The organism is Streptomyces sp. NPDC047079 (assembly GCF_040643755.1).
Lineage (GTDB): Bacteria > Actinomycetota > Actinomycetes > Streptomycetales > Streptomycetaceae > Streptomyces.
The window spans coordinates 151,895-167,425 of record NZ_JBEYUZ010000009.1 but is presented as its reverse complement, the minus strand read 5'-3'; the positions used below and the strand labels follow the sequence as shown (position 1 = coordinate 167,425).

Annotated in this window: 15 protein-coding genes; 2 read left to right on the top strand and 13 right to left on the bottom strand. The window is 71.4% G+C overall.

The genetic code is table 11. The features are described 5' to 3' along the window. Positions 1 to 8: 8 nt before the first annotated feature. The 3 genes from ABZ823_RS15170 to ABZ823_RS15160 all read right to left on the bottom strand — a co-directional run bounded on the left by ABZ823_RS15170 (position 9) and on the right by ABZ823_RS15160 (position 4,969). Positions 9 to 3,881, bottom strand: a complete 3,873-nt coding sequence (locus tag ABZ823_RS15170) for an AAA family ATPase (protein WP_361659104.1) — start codon at positions 3,879 to 3,881, stop codon at positions 9 to 11. Positions 3,882 to 4,105: 224 nt separating this feature from the next. Next, a complete protein-coding gene (locus ABZ823_RS15165; RefSeq protein WP_361659101.1) occupies positions 4,106 to 4,309 on the bottom strand; it encodes a hypothetical protein in 204 nt (67 codons plus the stop codon). 378 nt (positions 4,310 to 4,687) lie between these two features. Beyond that, complete coding sequence (locus ABZ823_RS15160) at positions 4,688 to 4,969, bottom strand: acylphosphatase (RefSeq protein WP_361659098.1); 282 nt, start codon at positions 4,967 to 4,969, stop codon at positions 4,688 to 4,690. A 153-nt stretch (positions 4,970 to 5,122) separates the two neighbouring features. Here ABZ823_RS15160 and ABZ823_RS15155 point away from each other — a divergent pair, with 153 nt between their 5' ends. Then, entirely contained in the window at positions 5,123 to 6,079 is a 957-nt protein-coding gene (locus ABZ823_RS15155; protein WP_361659095.1) for a CAP domain-containing protein, read from the top strand. A gap of 28 nt (positions 6,080 to 6,107) precedes the next feature. On the opposite strand, the gene ABZ823_RS15150 is transcribed toward ABZ823_RS15155, so the two are convergent. Beyond that, a complete protein-coding gene (locus ABZ823_RS15150; protein ID WP_361659093.1) occupies positions 6,108 to 6,608 on the bottom strand; it encodes a DNA starvation/stationary phase protection protein in 501 nt (166 codons plus the stop codon). A gap of 188 nt (positions 6,609 to 6,796) precedes the next feature. Continuing rightward, positions 6,797 to 7,381, bottom strand: coding sequence for a flavodoxin family protein (locus tag ABZ823_RS15145; RefSeq protein WP_361659090.1), 585 nt, complete (start codon positions 7,379 to 7,381; stop codon positions 6,797 to 6,799). 151 nt (positions 7,382 to 7,532) lie between these two features. Between ABZ823_RS15145 and ABZ823_RS15140 the strand changes: the two genes are divergently transcribed. After that, complete coding sequence (locus ABZ823_RS15140; protein WP_361659087.1) at positions 7,533 to 7,919, top strand: helix-turn-helix domain-containing protein; 387 nt, start codon at positions 7,533 to 7,535, stop codon at positions 7,917 to 7,919. Between the two features lie 16 nt (positions 7,920 to 7,935). Here ABZ823_RS15140 and mutM read toward each other — a convergent pair whose 3' ends face one another. From mutM to recG, 8 genes are all read right to left on the bottom strand, one after another. Continuing rightward, entirely contained in the window at positions 7,936 to 8,811 is an 876-nt protein-coding gene (gene mutM / locus ABZ823_RS15135) for a bifunctional DNA-formamidopyrimidine glycosylase/DNA-(apurinic or apyrimidinic site) lyase (protein ID WP_361659084.1), read from the bottom strand. Between the two features lie 174 nt (positions 8,812 to 8,985). Continuing rightward, a complete protein-coding gene (gene rnc / locus ABZ823_RS15130; protein ID WP_361659082.1) occupies positions 8,986 to 9,816 on the bottom strand; it encodes a ribonuclease III in 831 nt (276 codons plus the stop codon). 19 nt (positions 9,817 to 9,835) lie between these two features. Continuing rightward, on the bottom strand, positions 9,836 to 10,009 hold the full coding sequence (gene rpmF, locus ABZ823_RS15125; protein WP_007493396.1) for a 50S ribosomal protein L32: 174 nt from the start codon (positions 10,007 to 10,009) through the stop codon (positions 9,836 to 9,838). A 2-nt stretch (positions 10,010 to 10,011) separates the two neighbouring features. Next, positions 10,012 to 10,656, bottom strand: a complete 645-nt coding sequence (locus tag ABZ823_RS15120; RefSeq protein ID WP_361659079.1) for a YceD family protein — start codon at positions 10,654 to 10,656, stop codon at positions 10,012 to 10,014. A gap of 165 nt (positions 10,657 to 10,821) precedes the next feature. After that, the gene (locus tag ABZ823_RS15115) at positions 10,822 to 11,913 is read right to left on the bottom strand and encodes an ATP synthase F0 subunit B (RefSeq protein ID WP_361659076.1); all 1,092 of its coding nucleotides are present in this window, start codon (positions 11,911 to 11,913) and stop codon (positions 10,822 to 10,824) included. A 121-nt stretch (positions 11,914 to 12,034) separates the two neighbouring features. After that, a complete protein-coding gene (coaD, locus tag ABZ823_RS15110) occupies positions 12,035 to 12,544 on the bottom strand; it encodes a pantetheine-phosphate adenylyltransferase (RefSeq protein WP_361659073.1) in 510 nt (169 codons plus the stop codon). Then, a complete protein-coding gene (gene rsmD / locus ABZ823_RS15105) occupies positions 12,541 to 13,128 on the bottom strand; it encodes a 16S rRNA (guanine(966)-N(2))-methyltransferase RsmD (RefSeq protein WP_361659070.1) in 588 nt (195 codons plus the stop codon). Before rsmD ends, coaD begins: the two co-directional genes overlap by 4 nt. A gap of 107 nt (positions 13,129 to 13,235) precedes the next feature. After that, positions 13,236 to 15,449 (bottom strand): ATP-dependent DNA helicase RecG, encoded by a 2,214-nt coding sequence (gene recG / locus ABZ823_RS15100; protein ID WP_361659067.1) that lies wholly within the window; start codon positions 15,447 to 15,449, stop codon positions 13,236 to 13,238. Positions 15,450 to 15,531 lie beyond the last annotated feature (82 nt).

Sequence of the window (15,531 nt, the reverse complement as noted above, 5' to 3'; positions counted from 1 at the left end):
CGCACCCACTAGCGGAGCCGCTGGGAGATGACCTTCGACACACCGTCGCCCTGCATGGAGACGCCGTACAGGGCGTCGGCGACCTCCATCGTCCGCTTCTGGTGCGTGATCACGATCAGCTGCGAGGCCTCCTGGAGCTCCTGCATGATGCGGATCAGCCGCTGGAGGTTGGTGTCGTCGAGGGCGGCCTCGACCTCGTCCATGACGTAGAACGGGCTGGGCCGGGCCTTGAAGATGGACACGAGCAGCGCCACGGCCGTCAGCGAGCGCTCACCGCCGGAGAGCAGGGAGAGCCGCTTGACCTTCTTGCCCGGGGGCCGGGCCTCGACGTCGACGCCCGTGGTGAGCATGTTGCCCGGGTCGGTCAGCACGAGCCGCCCGTCCCCGCCCGGGAACAGCCGGCTGAAGACACCCTCGAACTCACGGGCCGTGTCCCGGTACGCCTCCGTGAAGACCTGTTCGACGCGCTCGTCGACCTCCTTGACCACCTGGAGCAGGTCGGCGCGGGTCTTCTTGAGGTCCTCCAACTGCTCGCTGAGGAACTTGTGGCGCTCCTCCAGCGCCGCGAACTCCTCCAGCGCGAGCGGGTTGACCTTGCCGAGCTGCTGGTAGGCCCGCTCGGCCGCCTTGAGCCGCCTCTCCTGCTCGGCGCGCACGAACGGGCGCGGCTGGTTGCGCGGATGCCCAGGGTCCTCGGGCACCTCCTCGCCCTCGGCGGGGGGCGACGGCGGCACGGGCTGGTCGGGGCCGTACTCGGCGACCAGCCCCGCCGGCTCGACACCGAGTTCCTCCAGCGCCCTGGTCTCCAGCTGCTCGATGCGCAGCCGCTTCTCGGCGCCCAGCACCTCGCCCCGGTGCACGGAGTCGGTGAGCTTGTCCAGCTCGGCCTTGAGATCGCGGCCCTCGGTGCGGGCGGCGGCGAGTTCCTGCTCGCGGCGCGCCTTGGCGGCCTCGGCGGCCGTGCGCTCGGCCTGCGCCCGGCCCAACGACACCTCGACATGGGCGAGGAGCTGCCGGGCGCCGGAGGCCACGGCCTCGGCGACGGCCGCCTCGTGCCGCAGCCGGGCCCGCCGCTGCTCGGCACGCGCGCGTGCCTCGCGTTCGGCGCGGGCGGCCCGGTCCAGGGAGTCGGCGCGCCCGGCCAGTCCCTTGACCCGCTCCTCATGGGTACGGACCTGGAGCCGGGCCTCCATCTCGGTCTGCCGCGCGTTCGCCCCGTCGGCGGCGAGCCGGTCGCGTACGGAGGTGTCGGGCTCCTCCTCGACCGGCATCTCCTCGGCGACGGCGAGCCGCTCGGCGAGTTCCTCGACCTCCAGCAGGGCCTTCTCCAGCGCCTCCTGTGCCCGGGCCGCGGCGGCGGTGGAGCGCTCGGCCTCCCCGGCGGCCGCCCGGGCCTGCCCCGCGAGCCGTCCCAGTTGCTGGGCGACCGCGGACTTCTCCCGTTCGGCGGCCCGCCGCCGCTCCCCGAGGTCCTCGACGAGGGCCGCGCACTCCTTGCGGCGCTCCCCCGCCAGCCGCTGGGTCTCGGCCAGCCGACCGCATCGGAGGGCGAGTTCCTCCAGCTCGGCGGCGGCCTCGTCGACCGAGGCCTGAACCTCCAGCAGGCTCGGCGCCCCGGCGGATCCGCCGTGGGCGAAGTGCGCCCCGAGCAGATCGCCCTCGGCGGTGACGGCCGTCAGGTCGGGCCGCGCCCCGACGAGCTCCTCGGCGTCCTCCAGGGTGCCGACCACGACGACACCGCGCAGCAGCCGCCGTACGGAGGGCATCAGCGCGGCGGGACCGCGGACGAGGTCGGCGGCGAAGGGCAGCCCGTCGGGAGAGTCCTGCCGGGCATCGCCCCCCTCGTCGGCACCAGCGCCACGCCCTGCTCCGGCGCTCTCACCGTCCCCCGTGTGGCCGTTCAGACCGCGCCCCGCGTCGCCGGCCGGCCCGCGCCCGGTATCACCGCCCGGACTGGGCCGGGCGTCGGCGTCCGGACCACTCCCCGCGTCACCGCCCAAGCCTCGCCCCGCGTCGCCGGCCGGGCCGGGCCCGGCGTCGGTGTTCTCCGTCGCCTGCGTTCCGGCGCTCGCTCGTCCCCCCGCCCGGGTGCTCCCGTCTCCCGTACCCGGTCGCGTGACCGGGCCGTCGGTGGGTGGCTCGTCCGCCGGCTCCTCCCCCGCAGGCCCGGCCAGCAGCAGGGCCGCGCGTCCGGCGTCCTGCTTCCTCAGCAGCCGGATCGCCTCGGCCGCCGAGGCGGGGTTCGTCACGGCGATCGCGTCCGCCGCCGCGCCGAAGGCCGCCGCCAGCGCCACCTCGTGCCCGGGCGTCACCGTCAGCAGCTCGGCCGCCGGGCCCAGCAGGCCGCAGATGCGGTCCTTGGCCTCGAGCAAGACGCCCGTACCGTCCTTGCGGCGCAGGCCCAGGGCGAGGGCCTCATGGCGGGCGGCGACCGCGGCGCGCCGGCGTTCGGCCGCGGTGGCCGCCTCACGGGCGGCCGACAGGGCCGCCTCGGCCTCGGCCAGGGCCAGCTTCGCCGTCTCGTGCCGCTCGGTCATGTCGGCGTCGCCCGCGTCCAGACCGTCCACCTCGGCCTTGAGGGCCTCGTACTCCTCCTGCGCGGCGACCGCGCGCTCCTGCGCCTCGTGGCGTGCCGCGGCGAGGCGGTCGATCTCGGCCTGGGCGGAGGCCGCGCGCGAACGGGCCGCGCCCACCTGCCCGTTCAGCCGGGCCAGATTCTCCCGGCGGTCGGCGATGGCGCGCGCCGCGTCCTTCAGGCGCCGCTCCTCCAGGGCCAGTTCGCGCTCCAGTTCGGCCCGGTGCGCGACGGTGTCCTCCAGCGCGCGCTCGGCCGCTTCCAGGGCGGCCTCCAGCTCGGCCTCCTGCTCGCGGATGCGGGCGGCCTCGCGTTCCATGTCCTCGGGGTCGCGTCCGCGCCGCTCCTCCGGGGGCGCGGAGGTGGCGCTCTTGACCCGGGCCTCGGCCAGCGAGATCGTGCCGCGCACCCGCTCCGCGAGCTGGGACAGCTCGTACCAGGTCTGCTGGGCGCGCTGGAGACGGGGCGTCAGCTGCCGTACCTCGTCCTCGAGGAGCGCCTCGTGCTGGAGCGCCTTCTTCAGTTCGGCCTCGGCGGCCCCCTTGCGTTCCTTGAGCGCGGCCTCGTCGGCGATCTCGGTCCGCAGCGCCTGGCGCAGGCGTACGAGGTCGTCGGCGAGCAGGCGCAGCCGGGCGTCCCTCAGGTCGGCCTGGATGACGGCGGCCCGGCGGGCGACCGCGGCCTGCCGCCCCAGCGGCTTGAGTTGGCGGCGCAGTTCGTCCGTCAGGTCCTGGACGCGGGCGAGGTTCGCCTGCATGGCGTCCAGCTTCCTGAGGGCCTTCTCCTTGCGCTTGCGGTGCTTGAGGACGCCCGCGGCCTCCTCGATGAAGGCCCGGCGGCCCATGGGGTCGGCGTGCAGGACGGAGTCGAGCTGGCCCTGGCCGACGATCACGTGCATCTCGCGGCCGATGCCGGAGTCGGACAGGAGTTCCTGGATGTCGAGGAGCCGGCAGGTGTCGCCGTTGATCTGGTACTCGCTGCCGCCGTTGCGGAACATGATCCGCGTGATGGTGACCTCGGAGTACTCGATCGGGAGTGCCCCGTCGGAGTTGTCGATGGTCAGGGACACCTCGGCGCGGCCGAGCGGCGGGCGCCCGGTGGTGCCGGCGAAGATGACGTCCTCCATCTTGCCGCCGCGCAGCGACTTGGCTCCCTGCTCGCCCATGACCCAGCTGAGCGCGTCCACCACATTGGACTTGCCCGAGCCGTTGGGCCCCACCACACACGTGATCCCCGGCTCGAAGCGGAGCGTCGTCGCCGAGGCGAACGACTTGAAGCCACGGAGGGTGAGGGCCTTGAGGTGCACGCCGCTGGACTCTACCTTCCGCCGCTATCTCACACTATGAACCCCCGCAACCCCGCGGTTTCGGCCTTGAACATGCAGGGCACACCATCCGTTAAAGAGACTGGAAGGGTATGCGGGGGCAAGAAAGAAGGGACGCCGGGGGGCGTCCCTTGCAACTCTGACGGCTGAGCGGTTGATACGGGCAGCCCGACCACTGCTGGTGCCTTGTGGAGCTGAGGCAGTGATCAGGTGAGCGCAGGCTCCGCCTGGTGTGCGTCGATGCTCTCCATGATCCTGTCGTGAGAAGCGGCAGCCGCCAGCGCGTCGTTCTCGGCCTGGATCCGTACGAGCTCGGACTCGAGCTCCTGGACGCGCTGCTGGAGCCGTCGCATCTCGGCGAGGAGTCGCGGGTCGGAGCCGCCGACGTAACCGAGAAGCGCCTTTGCCATGATGGATGGTCCTCCACACTGAGTGACCGACCGATGCGGTGTGGGTCGTGAGGGATTCGCACCCGCGATGCTTGGCAGTCTTCAGTTCTTGCGCCGTTCTTACATGCCAAACAGCTAAGGTGCGCGGGGCTTTCAGCGTCTCACCAAAAAGTTTGACGGTCAACACGATCACGCCCGCATTGGCGGGTGTCCCGGGGGCGCGCGGCCCTCGGCGGGCGGCGCTGCGACTCCTGCGGGCCCCGCTGAGTGCGGCGATCAGTCTTGTCCGTGGAGCCTGCCACGACAAGCCGTTCTTGGCAACCACCTGGGCCTTTCTGCTGGGGGCAGGTGCCTGTGGCATGTCCCTCCGCTTCCGCCGGAGGGTGCGGCGGCCGGGAGTCAGCGGACCGCGAAGCCGTCGTAGCCGCCCCGGGGCGTGTCCCAAATCTCAGTGACTCCGTCCACCCTCCCGGGTGTGTCGTCGCTCCGGAGCCAGTCGAGGAGGGCCTCGCAGGCCTTGCGCGTACCCTCGGCGACCACCTGGACCCTCCCGTCGTCGAGGTTGAGGGCGAAGCCACTCAGGCCGCCGATCTCCAGCGCCCTGGCCCGGGTGAACCATCGGAACCCCACACCTTGGACACGTCCGCGAACCCACGCGACGAGGCGTGCATCGTCGTTCATGGCTGCACGCTAACCGGCCAATGTCCCAGTGGACACTTCTTCCCCTCGCGCCATGCTGTACCGTCCCCACCCATATGAAGCTCATGTGAAACTCACTCGATCGAGCGAGATTCGAGCGAATAGCGCTGACCGCAAGACCAGGAAGGCCAGCAGATGGGACGCCACCGACGCTCCGTCGCCGGACGCGCCGCCACGAGCCGCGCGACCGGGGTGACACAGAAGTACGAGCCCCCCACGGAGCGCTACGGTCCGGAAAACCTCTACGGCTTCGCCGCGGTCCTCGAGGCCGAGCGGCAGGCAACGCGCTCGCACCGCAGGAAGAAGGCCGTCACCCCCGTGCGCACGGGTCTGCTGGGCGTCTCGGCGGCGGTCGCGCTGGGCACCGTGGCGGTCGCCACGGGCGTGCTGCCCGGCGCCAAGACCTTCACGGTGAGCGGCGACGCCGGCGATGTGCAGGCCGGCGACACCGCCCCGTCGGGCTTCGCCACCGAGCAGGGCGGCACCAGCGGCACGGCCGACGACCGCGGCTCGACGTCCACCAGCCGCGACCAGGACCGCGGCCACGCCACCTCGCCGACCGCGACCCCCTCGGCCCCGGCATCCTCGACCGCCCCGACCCGCGAGCCCTCGACGTCGCCGTCCCCGGCCGCGACGGAGACGGCGACGGTCGCTCCGCCCGCGCAGAAGCACACGAAGAAGCCCAAGCCCCATGTGCCGCCGGCCAGGTCCGCGCCACCCTCGACCACGGCCGCGGTGCTCGATCTGGTCAACCAGGAGCGGGCCAAGGTGGGCTGCAGCCCCGTGTCCGCGAGCAGCGAGCTGACGACGCTGGCGCAGGCGTTCAGCGAGGACATGGCCGCGCGGAACTTCTTCGACCACACCGACCCGAACGGCAAGGACCCCTGGGACCGGGCCGCGGCGCTCGGCATAACGGACCTGGGTGGCGAGAACATAGCCCGGGGCCAGGCGACCGCACAGGATGTGATGGAGGCCTGGATGAACAGCCCCGGCCACCGCGCGAACATACTGAACTGCGACTTCAAGACGCTGGGCGTGGGGGTGCACCAGGGAGCGGGCGGCCCCTGGTGGACACAGGACTTCGGCTACTGAGACGACCTGGGGGATGCGGGGGACCGTGTCAGACGGACCGGTTTTCCGCGCTGACCATCCAGGCGTACTTCTCCAGCGAGATGATGATCCCGTGCAGCAGGTCGGCCGTGGAGGGGTCCTCGCTGTCGACCTGGTCATGGTGGGCGCGCGCCGTATCGGCCGCGGCGCGCAGACGCGCGGTCACCAGATCGACGACGGCCTTCACGCCGACCTCTCCTTCCGGGAACGCGGGCAGTGTGGTGCTCGCTGCCACAGTGTCGGAGCGGCCGTCCGGCCAGGCCGCGAGAGCCCGCATGCGTTCGGCAATGGCGTCGGCCGACTCCCGGGCCTCGTCGACGATCTCGTCGAGTTGCAGGTGCAGATCCCGGAAGTTGCGGCCGACCAGGTTCCAGTGGGCCTGCTTCCCCTGCAGGTGCAGCTCCACGAGATCCACCAGGATCTGTTGCAACGCTCGGGCCAACTGCGGCGAGGCCGTGAATTCGGCGGCATCGGCCTCCGAACGTCGGGAAGCCCCAGGGGAAGCGGTCACGGCGTGTCTCCTTCTGAATGCACCACACGACAGCCCCCTGGAACCGGAGGCTCCTTCTCCTACGCGATCGAGCCTACGTAGGTCTCTCTCCGCCGCCAGTGCGCCTGATCCGCTCGGGTGGACATCCGCGACTCGTGCATCGTGCGCCCGTCCGGTCTCCCGGCCGGGGGCACTGCCGTTTCCGGTGGCTACGCCGCCGCGCGGCCCAGTACGAACAGCCGGGCCGTCTCCGCGACGCGGCGGCCGAGGTGCCGGGCGGTCTCCACGTCGGCCTTGTGGACGGCCTCGGGGCCCTCGTCGACGTTCGTCTGCGCGGCGGCGCCCAGGAAGACACCGAGGCGGTTGAGGTCGTGCTCGGAGCCGGCGCTGTTGTTCCAGCCCGGGTGCAGTCCGAGGCTGATCCAGTTCATACCGTGCTGCGCCGCCAGGATCTGGAAGAACTGCAGGGTGTGCAGCTTGTCGCCGCTCTTGCACCCCGAGTTGGTGAATCCGGCGGCCAGCTTGTCCTTCCAGTCCTGCCCGAACCAGCGCTGCGAGGAGGCCTCGGCGAAGGTGTGGAAGGGGGCGGACGCGGTGCCCATGTAGGTCGGCGAGCCGAAGACGATCGCATCCGAGCCGTCCAGAGTCGCCCACTGCTCGTCGGTGATCTCGTCGACCTTGATCAGGTGCACCTGGGCACCGGCCTCGGCGGCGCCCTGCCGGACGGCCTCGGCGAGGACGGCGCTGTGGCCGTAGCCGGAGTGGTAGGCGATGGAGACAACAGGGGTGGTCACGTGGGTACTCCTCGGGGAAACGGAAGGACGTCCGCGGGGGGAGGGAGGCGAGGGCGGAGCGTCGGCCCTCGATTCCGGTGACCACAGGAAAGCACTAACTTCTAGTTAGCGCAACCTGCCAGTTAGCGCTGTGCTGGAGTACTCTTCAGCCATGACGACCACGCAGCAGGAGAACCTCCCGTACGACGTGTTCGCCAAGGCGTGCCCGTCACGGGGCGCGCTGGAGCATGTGACGGGACGCTGGGGGGCGCTCACCCTCGGCGCGCTGTACGAAGGCTCGCTCCGCTTCAACGAGCTGCGCCGCCGGGTCGACGGAGTGAGCGAGAAAATGCTGTCCCAGACCCTGCACGCGCTGGAGCGCGACGGACTCGTGCATCGCGAGGCACAGCCGACGAACCCTCCGCGCGTGGACTACGAGCTCACCTCGCTGGGACACCAGGTGGCCGAGCGGCTGCTGGGCCTCATCCACTTCATGGAAGGGCGTATGGACGACGTGCTGGAGGCTCGCCGTCGCTACGACGACGCCCGCACGGCCTGAGGCTGTCCGAACGCTTCTACGGCACCACGGGCGGCGGCACGCTGCGCGGTGTGCGCTGGCACTTGGGGCAGAAGTAGCTGGACCGGTTCATCCAGGGGCGGCGCCGCATCGGCGTCGCGCAGCGCCGGCACGGCCGGCCCTCGCGGCCGTACGCGTCCAGTGACCGGTCGAAGTAGCCGGACTCCCCGTTGACGTTGACATAGAGGCTGTCGAAGCTGGTGCCGCCGACGGAGAGCGCGGCGTTCAGCACATCCCGTATGTGGCCGAGGAGTTCGGCGGTGCGCGGGCGGGTGAAGTGGGCCGTGGGGCGCTCGTAGTGGACGCGGGCGCGCCACAGGGCCTCGTCGGCGTAGATGTTGCCGACACCGCTGATCAGCGACTGGTCGAGCAGGGCCCGCTTGATCGTCGTGCGCTTGCGGCGCAGGGCCTGGTGGAAGGCGGCGTCGTCGAAGAGCGGGTCGAGCGGGTCCCGGGCGATGTGCGCGATCACGGCCGGCAGCCCGTCGGGGGTGGTGTCGTGCAGCGAGAGACCGCCGAAGGTGCGCTGGTCGACGAAGCGGAGCTCGGTGCGGAGGCCGTCGTCGAACCGCAGGCGGATCCGCAGGTGCTTCTCGTCGGGCGCGTCCTGCGGCTGGACGAGGAGCTGGCCGCTCATACCGAGGTGGGCCAGGATCGCCGTGCCGGTGGTCTCGACCGGGATCCAGAGGTATTTCCCGCGGCGGCTCGGGGTGCCGAGGAGCTGCCCCTTGAGGCGGTGCGCGAAGTCCTCGCCCCCCGCCGTGTGCCGGCGGACGGCGCGCGGGTGCAGCACCTCCACGTCGGCGACGGTGCGGTGGGCGACCCAGCGCTCCAGACCGCGCCGTACGACCTCGACCTCGGGCAACTCGGGCACGGGGCTCCTTGGCAAGGGTGGACGGGGACGACGTCCGCAGGGTACCTCCTGGCAGAGGGCGGACGCCGGGCCCGGAGCCCGCGGCAGCGCCCAAGCGGAGGTGTGCGCGACCGCCCCCATGAAACGGACCCCGCCGCGGCGCGCACGCCGGGACGGGGTCCGGATGTGAAGGATTCAGGCCGTGGCCGTGTCGCTCGACGGGGCCGGGACGGATTCGGTGGTCCCGTCGGGGGACCCCGCCTCGGCCACCGCCCTGGCGCGCTCGTCCGCGGCGGCACGGATGGAGCGCCAGGCCGACTCCGCGGCCTGCTGCTCGGCCTCCTTCTTGCTGCGGCCGGTGCCGGTGCCGTACGAGACGCCTCCGACGCGGGCGGCAGCAGTAAAGGTCTTCTCGTGGTCCGGGCCGGTCTCCGTGACCAGGTACTCGGGCACGCCGAGCCCCTCGGTCGCGGTCAGCTCCTGGAGGCTGGTCTTCCAGTCCAGGCCGGCACCGAGATTCGAGGACTTCTCGATCAGCGGGTCGAACAGGCGGTGCACCAGCTCCGCCGCCGAGTCCAGCCCCTGGTCGAGGTAGACAGCGCCGATCACCGCTTCGAGGGTGTCGGCGAGGATGGACGCCTTGTCCCGGCCGCCCGTGCCCTCCTCGCCCCGGCCGAGCCGGATGAAGGAGCCGAGGTCGAGGCCGCGCCCCACCTCCGCCAGCGCACGCGAGTTGACCACCGCGGCCCGCAGCTTGGCCAGCTGGCCCTCGGGCAGGTCGGGGTGGGTGCGGTACAGCGTGTCGGTGACGACGAGCCCGAGGACGGAGTCCCCGAGGAACTCCAGGCGCTCGTTCGTCGGCAGACCGCCGTTCTCGTACGCGTAGGAGCGGTGGGTCAGCGCACGCACCAGAAGGGCGGACTCGACCTGGTAGCCGAGCCGCCCTTCCAGAAGCGTGTGGGACGAGGCTGTGTTGTCCGCCGGACCACCCCCGCTGCGGCGGGGACTGCTTTTGGCGTCAGACATCAGACCTCTCACCAGCCGCTCAGACCTCGAGGACCTGGCGCTTGTTGTAGGTGCCGCACGAGGGGCACGCGATGTGCTGCAGCTTGGGCTCGTGGCAGCGCTCGCACGCAACCAGGGTGGGGACCGCAGCCTTCCACTGCGACCGGCGGTGGCGCGTGTTGCTGCGCGACATCTTCCGCTTCGGAACAGCCACGGCTACTTCTCCTGCTTCTCGTCGACGCCCGCTTCGGCGCCGCTCATCTCGTCCTTATCGCCGTCTTCGAGTGAATCGGCGATTCCCTGCAGTGCCGCCCAACGGATGTCGACGGCGTCATGGTGGTGGTCCGGGTCGTCCGCGAGCCGCGCTCCGCACTCGGAGCACAGGCCCGGGCAGTCTTCCCGGCACACCGGCTGCATCGGCAGTGCGAGCACCACCGCATCGCGCAGCAGAGGTTCGAGGTCGAAGAGTCCGTCCTCGAGGAAGAACCTGTCCTCGTCGTCCTCGGCGTCGTCGCCCGGCTCCGCGATCACGCGGTCCCGGTCGTCGGCGTCAGGGTACGAGAACAGTTCCTGGAAGTCCGCTTCGAGCTCCAGCTCGAGCGGCTCCAGACACCTTACGCACTCCCCCTCGGCCGATGCACGGGCGGTGCCCGTGACGAGCACCCCTTCCATGACCGACTCGAGCCGGAGGTCGAGCTCCACCGGGGCGCCTTCCGGCACTCCGATGACTTTCTGGATCCCCAAGTCCTTCGGGGCGTCGATCGTGCGGGTCAGGCGCTGAAGCGCACCAGGACGCCGCCCCAGCTCGTGCGTGTCGAACACGAGGGGGTTGCGGTGGTCGAGGCGGGCGTTCAGAGCCATTCCTGCTTTCGGTCTCGAAGCTCAGAGGGGGATGCTGTCCCATGGCATTCCGGGCAGCAAGGATCGCGAAGGGTACGCGCGACCGAAGAGCCAGGATACTGGACCTTTCGCTCACGGCCCAATCCGGTCCACCCGGACGCCCCGGCATCCGCGCGTCCGGCACGCTCAGTGACCGCCGCGCCCCTGTTCGTAGGCCCGGAGCTGCTCGGCGCTGATCATGCTGGTGTCGAAGAGGCTCGTCTCGTCGAGGGCGTTGCCCTCCGGGTAACCGTGGCCGTGGCCATGGCTCTGACCGTAGGCCGCCGCCTGCTGGTCGTACGCCTGTGCCTGCGGGTAGGCGGCGTACGGGTCCGCCTGCTGGTAGCCGTAGGCGTCCTGCTGTGCGTAGGTCTGCTGGTAGCCGTACTGGTCCGGCTGCGGATACCCGTACGCGTCCTGCGCCTGGGCGTAGACGGGCTGGTGCTGGGCCGGGATCGCGGGGGCCTCGGCGGGCATGGCGGGGGCCTGGGCGGGCATCGAGGGCGCCTGGGGCGGCGTGTCGGCGAGGGCCGCGAGGTCGGCGAGGTAGTCGGCGTCGCTGGAGTGCCGGACGGTCCTCGGGTCGTCGGCGAGGGCGCCGAGGTCGTCGGTGGCGATCCGGCCGTGCAGCTTCTGCCGGCCCTTGCCGACGGCCTCCAGGGTCTTGGCGAGCACGGCCTCGAAGGCGCCGAGCTTGGCGTCCACGTACGCGTCGGCGTCGCGGCGCAGGGTCTCGGGGTCGTGGCTGCGCTCGGGGGCGTCCTCGTCCTCGTAGCCCTGCTCGTCGAGGCCCGGACCGGTGCCGAGGAGCTTCTCGCGGCCGCGGCCGACCGAGCCGAGGGTCTTGGTGAGGACGACCTCGAAGTTGGCGAGCTTGGAGTCGACGTAGTCGTCGGCCTCGGCGCGGACCTCCTCGGCCTCCTGGCGGGCCTCGGCGAGGATGCGGTCGGCCTCGTTCTGGGAGCGGCGGGCGACCTCCGTGTCGGAGATCAGGGAGCCGCGCTCGGCGTGCGCGCTCTCGATGATCCGCTCGGCCTCCTGGCGGGCCCGCTCCACCATCTGCTCCCGGTCGCCGATCAGCTCCCGGGCCTGGGCCAGGGAGTCGGGCAGGGCCTGGCGCACCTCTTCGAGCATCGAGAGCAGCTCGGCGCGGTTGACCACGCACGAGGCCGACATGGGCATGGACCGGGCGCTGGAGACCATCGCGACGATCTCGTCGAGCTTCTTCTGCACGTCCACCGTGTGCTCGCCACTCTCTAAGCTGTGTTGGAGACGGACGGGTCGACTGTACGGCCACTTTCGTCCCGGCCGACACCGGCTGACGGGCTGTCAGAGAACGGGAGCCGCGCCGCGGGTGCGGTCAGCCCTTTCCGAGGCGCTTGTCCAGGGCCTCCAGGACGACCGGCGGCACCAGGTGGGAGACGTCTCCGCCCCAGGCGGCGACCTCCTTGACGAGCGAGGAGGACAGGAAGCTGTAGGTGGGGTTGGTGGGGACGAAGAGGGTCTCCACGCCGGAGAGGCCGTTGTTCATCTGGGCCATCTGGAGCTCGTAGTCGAAGTCGCTGACGGCCCGCAGACCCTTGACGATGGCGGGAATGTCGCGCTGCTTGCAGAAGTCGACGAGGAGGCCGTGGAAGGACTCCACCACGACGTTGCCGAACTCGGCGGTGACCTCGCGGATGAGGGCCATCCGCTCGTCGATCTCGAACAGGCCCTTCTTGGACTGGTTGATCATCACCGCGACGTACACCTCGTCGTACAGCTTGGAGGCACGGGCGATGATGTCGAGGTGCCCATTGGTGATCGGGTCGAACGACCCGGGACAGACGGCGCGGCGCACTTGTGATCCCTCGCTCTCCGGTCCGGTCATCGTGCGTCTTCGCACGTAGAGGCGGCGCGACCGTACCAAAACGTCCCTTCCCCGTAACGACGGGCCCTGACCGCTTCGAAGCCGCCCGGCCACCGGAATTCTCCGCCTCTGGTGCTGCGCTCCACGGTGACGAGGGCGTCGGCCGCGAGCCAGCCCCCGGTGCGGAGTGTGAGGAGAATCTCGCGAAGATCGTCGTCGGAGACCGCGTACGGCGGGTCCAGGAAGACGAGGTCGTACGGCTGGTCGGGCGCCGGTGTGCGGATGATCTGTTCCGCTTTGCCCGCCCTCACTTCGGCGCCGGGCAGGCCGAGGGCCCTGACGTTCTCCCGGACGGTACGGACGGCACGGGCGTCGGCCTCCACCAGGAGGGTGTGGCCCGCCCCACGGGACAGGGCCTCCAGGCCGACGGCGCCCGAGCCGGCGTACAGGTCGAGGACCCGCTCGCCCTCCAGCGGGCCGCCGAGGAGGGACTGCCAGGTGGAGAAGAGTCCCTCGCGCGCCCTGTCGGAGGTGGGGCGGGTGCCGTTGCCCGGCGGGACGGCAAGGCGGCGTCCGCCGGCCCGGCCGGCGATCACGCGGGTCATCTCTTCGGTCCTTGTCGGTGTGCGGTCCAAAAGCCCGGTCGGAAGTCCTGCTCCCCGGGGCGGGTGTGCTTCTCCAGTCTCGCAGCCCGGCTGCCGCCGGCGCTCGGTCACCCCTTGTCGAGGTACTGCTCGCGCTCCTCGTCCAGCAGTGCGTCCAGAGCCGTGCGCAGGCCGGGCAGCCGCTCCAGGTCCGGGTCGTCACTGACCACCGCGGTGGCCTCCTGGCGGGCTTCGGCGATGATCTCCTCGTCCTCGATGACCGCGAGCATGCGCAGCGAGGTGCGGGCGCCGGACTGGGCCTGGCCGAGGACGTCTCCCTCGCGCCGCTGTTCCAGGTCGATGCGCGAGAGCTCGAAGCCGTCCAGGGTGGAGGCGACCGCGTTCAGGCGCTGCCGCGCCGCGCTCGCCTCCGGCATCTCGGTCACCAGGAGGCACAGGCCGGGAGCCGAGCCACGGCCCACGCGGCCGCGCAGCTGGTGCAGCTGCGAGACCCCGAAGCGGTCGGCGTCCATGATCACCATCGCGGTGGCGTTCGGCACGTTGACGCCGACCTCGATGACCGTCGTCGCGACCAGGACATCGGTCTCCCCTGCGGCGAACCGGCGCATCACCGCGTCCTTGTCGTCGGGGTGCATACGACCGTGCAGCACCTCGACCCGCAGGCCCTTCAGAGGGCCCTTGGCCAGCTGGTCGGCCACGTCGAGCACGGCGAGCGGGGGCCGCTTCTCCGCCTCGTCCTCGGCTGACTTCCGTGCCTTCTTCGAGTCGCCGGGCTCGTCGATGTCGTCGCCGATACGGGGGCAGACGACGTACGCCTGATGGCCGCCCGCCACCTCCTCGCGCACCCGCTCCCAGGCGCGCGCCAAGAAGTGCGGCTTGTCGGCGGCCGGCACCACATGGCTGGCGATCGGCGAGCGGCCGGCCGGGAGCTGGTCCAGGACGGAGGTCTCCAGGTCGCCGAAGACGGTCATGGCGACGGTCCGGGGAATCGGCGTGGCGGTCATGACCAGCAGGTGCGGCGGCTGCTTCCCCTTGCCGCGCAGAGCGTCGCGCTGCTCCACCCCGAAGCGGTGCTGCTCGTCGACCACGACCAGACCGAGGTCGTGGAACTGCACCTTGTCCTCGATCAGCGCATGGGTGCCGATCACGATCCCGGCCTCCCCGGTGACGAGATCGAGCAGCGCCTGCCGGCGCGCGGCCGTGCCCATGGACCCGGTGAGCAGCACGACCTTGGTGGCCTTCTCGGCCCCGCCCAGCATCCCTCCCTCGGCCAGCTCGCCCATCATCTCGACGATCGAGCGGTGGTGCTGCTGGGCGAGCACCTCGGTGGGCGCGAGCATGGCGGCCTGGCCGCCCGCGTCCACGACGGCCAGCATGGCGCGCAGGGCGACCAGGGTCTTGCCGCTGCCGACCTCGCCCTGGAGCAGGCGGTGCATCGGGTGTTCGGTGGCGAGGTCGTCGAAGATCTCCCGGGAGACCTTCTGCTGGCCGTCGGTGAGCGTGAAGGGGAGTTTCGCGTCGAAGGCCGCCAGCAGCCCGTCCGGGGCGGGGACGCGGGGCACCGCCGGGAGCTGGGCGTCCGCGTGGCGGCGGCGGGCGAGGGCGACCTGGAGGACGAACGCCTCGTCCCACTTGAGGCGGGAGCGGGCCTCGGCGATGTCGGCCTTGGTGTGCGGGCGGTGGACCTTGAGGAGCGCCTCGGGGAGGGGGACCAGGGCCCGGCCCGCGCGCAGGGAGTCCGGCAGAGGGTCGAGCGCCTCCTGGGCGCTGGGCAGGACCGTCTGCACCGACTTGGCGATCTTCCAGGACTCCAGCTTGGCCGTGGCCGGGTAGATCGGGATGAGCGCGCCCGCCCAGCTGTCGACCGTCTCGGCCACGTCGTCGCCGCGCAGCAGCTCGTAGGCGGGGTGGGCCAGTTGGAGCTTGCGGTTGAAGACGGAGACCTTGCCCGCGAACAGCGCGCGGGTGCCGGGCAGGAGTTCCTTGTGGGGCTTGTGCACGCCGTTGCCGAAGAAGACCAGCTGAAGGCGGCCGCTGCCGTCGGTGATCGTGACCTCCAGGCGCTGGCCCTTGCCGCGGGGCGCCTTGGCCGAGGCGAAGGTGTGAAGCCGGGCGTCGGCGACCTGGGCGATCACCGTGACGTGCTCGTCCATGGGGAGGTCGGCGAGGTGTGTGAGCTGGCCGCGCTCCTCGTATCTGCGCGGGTAGTGGTGGAGCAGGTCCGAGACGGTGTGCAGGCCGAGGTGCTCGGCCATCACCTTCGCGGTGGCGGGGCCGAGCACCTTCTTCAGCGGTTCTTGCAGTGCGGGCACGAGATCCATTGCACACCACTCCGCTGACAACGCCGTATACGTCTTGCAAATCCGCTGGTCAGGAGGATGGCTCGAGGCCTAGGATGACCCA

What these genes read in the sequence shown, in the direction of transcription:
- ABZ823_RS15155 (WP_361659095.1), top strand. Translation starts at nt 5,123, where the DNA reads ATGGGACGCCACCGACGCTCCGTCGCCGGACGCGCCGCCACGAGCCGC.
- ABZ823_RS15160 (WP_361659098.1), bottom strand. Translation starts at nt 4,969, where the DNA reads ATGAACGACGATGCACGCCTCGTCGCGTGGGTTCGCGGACGTGTCCAA.
- rnc (WP_361659082.1), bottom strand. Translation starts at nt 9,816, where the DNA reads ATGTCTGACGCCAAAAGCAGTCCCCGCCGCAGCGGGGGTGGTCCGGCG.
- rsmD (WP_361659070.1), bottom strand. Translation starts at nt 13,128, where the DNA reads ATGACCCGCGTGATCGCCGGCCGGGCCGGCGGACGCCGCCTTGCCGTC.
- recG (WP_361659067.1), bottom strand. Translation starts at nt 15,449, where the DNA reads ATGGATCTCGTGCCCGCACTGCAAGAACCGCTGAAGAAGGTGCTCGGC.
- ABZ823_RS15140 (WP_361659087.1), top strand. Translation starts at nt 7,533, where the DNA reads ATGACGACCACGCAGCAGGAGAACCTCCCGTACGACGTGTTCGCCAAG.
- ABZ823_RS15165 (WP_361659101.1), bottom strand. Translation starts at nt 4,309, where the DNA reads ATGGCAAAGGCGCTTCTCGGTTACGTCGGCGGCTCCGACCCGCGACTC.
- ABZ823_RS15120 (WP_361659079.1), bottom strand. Translation starts at nt 10,656, where the DNA reads ATGGCTCTGAACGCCCGCCTCGACCACCGCAACCCCCTCGTGTTCGAC.
- coaD (WP_361659073.1), bottom strand. Translation starts at nt 12,544, where the DNA reads ATGACCGGACCGGAGAGCGAGGGATCACAAGTGCGCCGCGCCGTCTGT.